The organism is Prosthecobacter sp., assembly GCF_029946185.1.
In the GTDB taxonomy this organism is placed as follows: domain Bacteria; phylum Verrucomicrobiota; class Verrucomicrobiia; order Verrucomicrobiales; family Verrucomicrobiaceae; genus Prosthecobacter.
In genome coordinates this window covers 1-7342 of the sequence record NZ_JAQSEA010000037.1, presented here as the reverse complement: position 1 = coordinate 7342, position 7342 = coordinate 1, and the positions used below count along the sequence as shown (strand labels likewise).

4 protein-coding genes and 1 pseudogene are annotated in these 7342 nt (G+C 60.1%); 4 read left to right on the top strand and 1 reads right to left on the bottom strand.

Annotated features, from left to right (window positions below):
- On the bottom strand, positions 1-900 hold a 900-nt coding region (locus tag PSV43_RS02055), incomplete at its 3' end, for a hypothetical protein (RefSeq protein ID WP_300193171.1).
- A gap of 78 nt (positions 901-978) precedes the next feature.
- On the opposite strand from PSV43_RS02055, the gene PSV43_RS02050 reads away from it, so the two are divergent.
- The 4 genes and pseudogenes from PSV43_RS02050 to PSV43_RS02035 form a co-directional block, all read left to right on the top strand.
- On the top strand, positions 979-1953 hold the full coding sequence (locus tag PSV43_RS02050) for a heparan-alpha-glucosaminide N-acetyltransferase domain-containing protein (RefSeq protein ID WP_300193168.1): 975 nt from the start codon (positions 979-981) through the stop codon (positions 1951-1953).
- Between the two features lie 112 nt (positions 1954-2065).
- Positions 2066-5542 (top strand): DUF1553 domain-containing protein, encoded by a 3477-nt coding sequence (locus tag PSV43_RS02045; RefSeq protein WP_300193165.1) that lies wholly within the window; start codon positions 2066-2068, stop codon positions 5540-5542.
- Positions 5543-5690: 148 nt separating this feature from the next.
- On the top strand, positions 5691-7031 hold the full coding sequence (locus tag PSV43_RS02040) for a DUF1501 domain-containing protein (protein ID WP_300193162.1): 1341 nt from the start codon (positions 5691-5693) through the stop codon (positions 7029-7031).
- 32 nt (positions 7032-7063) lie between these two features.
- Positions 7064-7342: pseudogene (locus PSV43_RS02035) on the top strand (hypothetical protein); the annotation flags it as partial.

The window sequence follows — 7342 nt, the reverse complement described above, 5'->3', positions numbered from 1 at the left end:
CGTCAGCTCGGTCTGACCTAAAGGGAGCTTGAGACTGAACTGGCCCTCAGCATCGGGGTAAGCTGGAATCGCATTCTTTTCGCCATCTGGCACAAGGATCGTTGCTGTGGAAACACCTTTGCCACCCTGCTCAGTGAGCTGTCCGGTGACGCTGCCCAGCTTGACGCCTTTGACGGAGCGCACTTCACCCACGGCCTGCGCGGGGGAGGTGCCGACGGCGAAGAAGCGGGAGATGGCGACTTCCTGCTGTGGCTTGAGTTCGATGGTGTCCCCCAGTTTCTCGATGCCGGTGAGGTTGAGCGTGCCGACTGCGTAGCCGCATTTGTGGGCCGGATTGATGGCATCCGTCCAGAAAATGCCGTCCGTGGTTGTGCCGGTGGATTCAAAGCGGGTGAAGTCGGACTTGGTGAAGGTCTTCTGCGGCTTGTCGGTCTCGTTGCGCAGGGTGGTGGTGATGAAGATGCCCTGCACGCCGTCTTTGACGCGGTATTCATGCCTCTTATAAACGCCGCCATTCTTCGCGGCTGTGGTGACGGATTCCACGGCGGCTTCGCTCTTTTCCTTGGAGGTGAGGATTTTGACATAGCTCACGGGGCCGTGACCACAGGGGGCGTAGATCACGAGCTGGTCGTTGTTGGCACCGCGCAGGGTGAAATCGTAGAGGCAGCCGGGGGTGACGCCGTCCGGGCCGTAGAAGGTGCTCATGTTCGCTCTGCGGTTGGGGGAGTCCTGCGAGATGACGGCCTCCACTTTGTCGCTGCGGAGAACAAAGTCGCCCATGATGCCGTCTGCCTCCTTGCCCTGGGGTAGTTCTGTTTCGCGGCCGAGCGCGGCTTCAAAAACTTCGGCGGCAGGCAGGGAGCTTGCGATGAGGAGGGAGAGCAGGAGGGCTGACTTCATGGCGGGTGAGGTAAGCTTTAACAAACGAAGGGAGCAGCAGCATCTTGTGATTGGAAACAATTTAGTTATTCTCCCGATGTGCCTCCAACTTCCAAGCGCCTCCTCTGGCTCGATCTATTCCGTGGTCTCGCCGTGCTGGGCATGGTCTGGACGCACTCGGTGCATACCTTTCTCAGCGCACCGCTGCACAAGACGGCGTGGTATCATGAGCTGGACTACTACCACGGCCTGATCGCGCCTGCGTTCTTCTGGATCGCCGGATTTGTGCGCGCGCACATCACGGCGGCCGCGCCGAAGCCTGCGCTGCCCGCCTTGAAACGGCTGCTGATGGTGCTGCTGATCGCCTACCTGATGTACGTTCCCTGGAATGATCTGCTCCATGCGCAGGCATGGCGTGCCGCGTGCACCGTGAACGTGCTCCACTGCCTCGCCATCAGCGGCATGCTGATGCTGCTGGCGGAGCGGGCGGGCCGCTGGCGTCATGCGGTGGTCGCTGTGCTGCTGGTCCTGTTTGTGGGTCTGGAAAAATCGGCGGAAAGCTGGCGCACGGGGGTGCTGTTCATTGATCAGTATTTCAATCGCAATCAGGGCTCGCTGTTTGCGCTGTTTCCTTGGGTGGGCTTTGGCCTCGCTGGGTTTCTGACGCGCGGGCTTTGGAACGGGCAGGTGGAGCGCAAGGCTGCGCTGGTCTTTGTGTTGGGGGCGTTGCTGGCCTTTGTGCAGCCGTATTCGCCATGGCCGGGTGGCCCGCCTGAGTTTTTTCTGGAACGCCTTGGCTGGGTGCTGATGTCCGCCGTGCTGGTGGCCTGTGTGGCGGATCGCCTCCGTGCTGGCACGGGCTGGCTGCGACTGGCGGGGCGGGAGTCGCTGTTGCTATACGTCGCGCACTTGCTGCTGATTTATGCGGTGCCGCTGCCGAGGCAGACACTGCAGCAACTCATTGGCATGACCCAGCCTCTGGGTGGGGTATTCTTGATCTTCGCGGGCCTGTTTGTCGTTTCGCTGGGACTGGGGTGGGTGAATGAGCGGCGTAAAGCGAGAAAGGAGTCATGAGCTTTAGCTCGTTCTGGATTCTGGGTGTGTCGAGTGCGCTCCCCAGAATGAGCTAAAGCTCAAGAGTACTTTGGCAAGACTGAGGCCTCATCGCCCGTAATCTGCACCGCTCATGATTTCCTGCCGCCATGCTCTTGCATTCCTCCTGCTGACCTCCTCACTCGTTGCGGAGGAGGCGAAGGTGCACCCTGCGCAGGCGATGGGGCTGCTGAAGACCCAGTGCCTCGGCTGCCATAATGCGGAGAAGAAGAAAGGCGGACTGTCGCTGGAGACGCGTGAGCTGACTCTGAAGGGCGGCGAGAATGGCACGGCCATGGTCGCCGGGGATGCGGACCACAGCGCGCTGATCAAGGTGCTGAATGATCCGGGCGACGCGCACATGCCGCCGAAAAAGCAGATGCCGGAAAAGCAGGTCAATCTGCTCAAAGCCTGGGTGAATGCAGGTGCACCGTGGGATGACGCAGCGCTGAAAAAATTCGGCGAACTGACCGCTGCGGATAAGCTGGCGGTGCTGCCTGCGGGCCAAACACCTGCGGCGGCGATGGTGCTGAGCGCGGATGGCAAACGCCTGGCGGTTGGTTATGGCAATCGAGTGCTGATTCGCGATGTGACTGCAAAGGGGGCGCCGGTGATGGCAACGATTGAGGGGCATAAGGATGTCGTGCAGTCGCTGGCATGGAGTGCGGACGGCTCGCTACTCGCGGCGGGTGGCTATCGGACGGTGCTGGTGTGGAAAACACAGTCATGGGAAGTCGCGCATACTTTGACTGCGCCGCTGGAGGGGCGGGTGACGGGGCTCGTTTTTCTGCCGGACAATGGCACTCTGATTCTTGCAGACGGAGCCACGAGTTTGAAGGGCATGCTGCATCGCTGGAAGCTTGGCGAGCCGAAGCCGTCTCAGACTGTCGAGGCGCATGCGGACAATGTGCTGAGTCTTGTTTTGAGCCGCGACTGCAAACAGATCGCCACGGGCGGCGCTGACAATCAGGCCAAGGTGTGGGATGCGGCCACGCTGAAGGAGATCGCCAAGATTGAGGGGCATGTGGGGCACATTGTCGCGCTGGGCTTCAGCACGGATGGTAAATGGCTCGCCACCGGCAGCGCGGACAAGGATCTGAAAGTCTGGGATATCGCCAGCAAGGAGATGCTCATGCTGCTGGGAGACAAATCCACGCCGGTGAACGCGCTGCTGTGGTCGCCGGATTCCACCAGCCTCACTTACTTCACCGACAACGGCCACGTACATGGCGTTACGGAATTGAAAACCCATGACGGTGTGCGCCTCGCCTTCACCTCGGGCAAGGATAAAAAAATCGGCAGCCTCGAAGCGGTGCCGAACGCTGTCGTGATGTCGGCCGATGGCAAAAATATCTTCGCCGCCACGGATGCCGGCGATGTCTTCCTGCTCGATGAAAAGCAGCAGCTCACCAAGCTCGCCGGACCTGCGCCAGCGCCTGCCACGCCGCATCCGCAGGCGCTGTCTTTCACTCAGGATATCCTGCCCGTGCTCAGCAAGGCGGGGTGCAATCTGGGCAGTTGCCATGCGAAGTCGTCGGGACAGGCGGGCTTCAAGCTCTCCATCTTTGCTTACGATCCGAGGGGCGACTACATGGAGTTGGTGAAGGACTCGCGCGGACGCCGTGTGTTTCCCGCTTTGCCGGAAGACAGCCTGCTGCTGCAAAAGTCCACCGTGCGCGTGCAGCATGAAGGCGGGCAGCGTTTTGAGCCTGACTCCGAGTCGGCAAAGACCATCGCTGAGTGGATTCGCCAAGGCATGCCGTATGAGACGCCCGCCCAGCCTGCGCTCACGGGCATCGAAGTGTTGCCGACGGAAAAGACTTACCGCAAAAACGACGCCGGAATTTTGAAGGTAACCGCGAAATACAGCAATGGCAGCACGCGCGATGTGACGGGCCTTACCGACTACATTTCCTCCGAAAAAGCCATCGCCGTCGTGGACGAGGACGGGCACATGAAGACCACGAATGAAAGCGGCGAGACCGTCATCGTGGCACGCTACATGGGGCAGGTTGCCATCTCGCGCGTTGCGGTGCCTGCAGACAAACTTCTGCCACCTGCAAGCTATGCCAAGCTGACCGTGCGCAATGAGATCGACAAGCTCGTGTATGCGCGTCTGCAGAAGCTCGGGCATCTGCCCAGCAGCGACTGCACGGATGCGGAGTTCCTGCGCCGTAGCACGCTGGATGCCATCGGCATGCTGCCCACCGTGGCGGAAGCCCGCGCCTTTGCCGCGAACAACGATCCCAAGAAGTACGAGCAGTGGGTCGATGCGCTGCTGCAGCGCCCCGAGTGGGCCGACCACTGGGCCATCAAATGGGGCGACCTCCTTCGTCCCAATCCCTCACGCGTCGGCGTGAAGCCGGTCTATCTGCTGGATCAGTGGATCCGCCAGAGCTTCCGCGAGAACATGCCCTGGGACCGCTTGGTGCGCGAACTCATCACCGCTCAGGGCAACACGCATCAGTACGGTCCCGTGGCCATCTGGCGTGACAAACGCGACCCCATTGATGCCGCGACGTTTGTGGGGCAGATATTCCTGGGTGTGCGCCTTGAATGTGCGAAGTGCCATCATCACCCGACGGAGAAATGGGACCAGACGGACTACTACCAGCTTGCTGCGTTTTTCACGCAGATGAAGCGCAAAGGGCAGGGGATCTCTGCACCCATCAGCGGTGAGCCGGAGCAGATGTGGTTCACGCCGGGCGCTGCGGGCATCGAGCATCCCGTCACCAAGGCCAAGCTCAAACCGCGCCCGCCTGCCGACAAGGAAATCACCATTGCAGACACGCAGGATCCCCGCGCCGTGCTGGCCGGTTGGATGACCGACACGCACAATCCTTACTTTGCGCCTGCCTTCGTGAACCGCGTGTGGTCCAGCTTCATGGGCCGTGGCATCGTCGATCCCGTGGATGACTTTCGCGCCTCGAACCCGCCCACCAATGAGCCGTTGCTCGACTGGCTGGCGCAGGATTTCGTAAAAAACGGCTACGATATGAAGCATCTCATGCGCACCATCATGCTGTCGCAGACTTATCGCCTCAGCAGTCTGCCGAACGAGACGAACGTCGCTGATTTGAAAAACTACAGCCGCAGCTACCGCCGCCGTTTGCCTGCGGAAACGTTGATGGACGCCGTCGGAGCTGTCACGGGCACCTATTTCAATTTAACCGGTCTGCCCGGCCATTCACTGGCGAAACAGACGTGGAATCACAAGCTTGCGAGCGAGTTCCTGGACGCCTTTGGCCGCCCCAATGCCAGCTCCGAATGTCCGTGCGAACGCGATGCCAAGCCGAGTGTGGTGCAGGCGCTGCACATGATGAACTCGACCACCTTGCAGGAAAAACTCAGCACCCAAGGAGGCTGGGCCAACGAACTGGCCAAGAGCAGCCTCAAGCCGGCGCAGATCGTGGAAGAAATCTATCTGGCCTGCTACTCACGCCTGCCCACCTCGGAAGAAGCCGCGATTGCCGGCAAGGCGTTGGATGTGGACACCGCAAACCGCCAGGTGGCGATTGAAGACGTGCTGTGGAGCCTGCTAAATTCGGCGGAGTTTGTGTTTAATCACTGAGGCAGCCCAAAGTACTCCTGAGCTTTAGCTCATTCTGGGAGGTGACGAGCGCTCCCAGCGCGAGCTAAAGCAACTCACGAGTACTTTCTCTTATTTCGCAAGAATGTCTTTAGACCCGCGTAATTTGAAAGTCCTTCATCCACTACGAATGTCTCGTCTTACACATAACTGCGCCGGTCACATGCGGCGTGATTTTTTGAAACTCGGTCTTACTGCTGCGGGCGGTGGCTTGGGTTTTACGGATCTGCTGCGTGCGCGGGCCATGGCAGCGCAGGCTCCGCAGCCATCGATTGCACGTCCGGTGAACTGCATTCTGGTGTGGCTGGATGGCGGCCCCTCTCATTACGAGATGTTTGATCCGAAGCCGGATGCACCAAGCGAGATTCGCGGCCAATTCGGCACCATCCGGACCAGCGTTCCTGGTGTTCACTTTTCTGAATGCGTGCCTCATCTGGCGAAGGCTGCGGACAAGTTCAGCGTGGTGCGCAGCATTACGCACAAGGATCCGAATCACGGCGGTGGCAATCACTACATGATGACGGGCGCGCCAACCCCTGTGCCAGTGGGTTGCGGTGCCTTCGTGACTTTTCATCCGTCCTTCGGCAGCGTGGTGAGCTACAAGCGTGGCGTGAAAAACGGCCTGCCCGCCTACATGTCGATGCCAAGCATCACCCGTAGCGGCGGCCCCAATTTCCTCGGTGCTGAGCATGCGCCATTCGTCGCTGGAGGCGACCCAAACGCGAAGGGCTTCAAGGTGCGCGATGTGGTGCTGCCTTCCGAGATCACCGATGCACGCGGCCTTGCACGTCGTGACCTGCGGCATTCGCTGGATCGCATGAAGCGTCTGAATGATGCCGTGGCGGAAGATCCAGCCGTGAGCTTTGACACCTTCTACGGACAGGCGGTGGATTTGATCGCCTCGAAGCCCGCGCAGGAAGCTTTTGATATTTCGCTCGAAGACGACAAGACGCGCGATCTTTACGGTCGCAACGATCTGGGGCAGCGCATGCTGCTGGCGCGTCGGTTGGTGGAAGTCGGGGTGCCCTTTGTCACCGTGAACTACGGCGGCTGGGATCACCATCGTGACCTCTTCAAGACCTGCAAAGGTGAGTTCATGCAGAAGTTTGACCAAGGCATGGCCGGACTGATTACTGATCTTGACCGTCGCGGGCTGCTGGAAAGCACGCTGATCGTTGCCCTCGGGGAATTTGGCCGTACGCCGAAGATCAACAAGGACTCAGGCCGTGACCATTGGCCGGGCGCGATGAACATCCTCTTCGCAGGCGCGGGCGTCCCACGCGGCGGCATCGTGGGTGCCACCGATCCCAAGGGCTACTACGCCAGCGATAACATCTACTCCCCGGAAGACTTTGCCGTGACGCTGTACAACAAGCTCGGTATTGATCCGCATCAGGTGCTCAACACCGGCAGCGGACGTCCCGTCCAGTTGATCAACGGCGGCAGGCCCATCCGTGAGCTCTTTGCGTGATGCCAGGAGGAATGACGAAGGGAGAATGTCGAATGACGAACCGTGCGCAGCGCATGAATGGCCGGAGTGCTCTGGCGTTTTTCAGTCTGTATTCAGCGCTCGCCACTTCGGTTCTTGCGGAACCGCCGGCGTTTAATGGTCTCTTTCCTGCGGGTGGGCAGATCGGCAGCCGGGTCGAGACGCTGGTGAACGGCAAGGGCTTGGAGAAGGAGACGTTTTTGGCTTGGAGCAGCGATCCTCATGTCGTGGTGCTGGGCGGTGACAAGCCGATGAAGTTCTTTCTGAACATTGCCAAGGATGCTGTGCCCGGT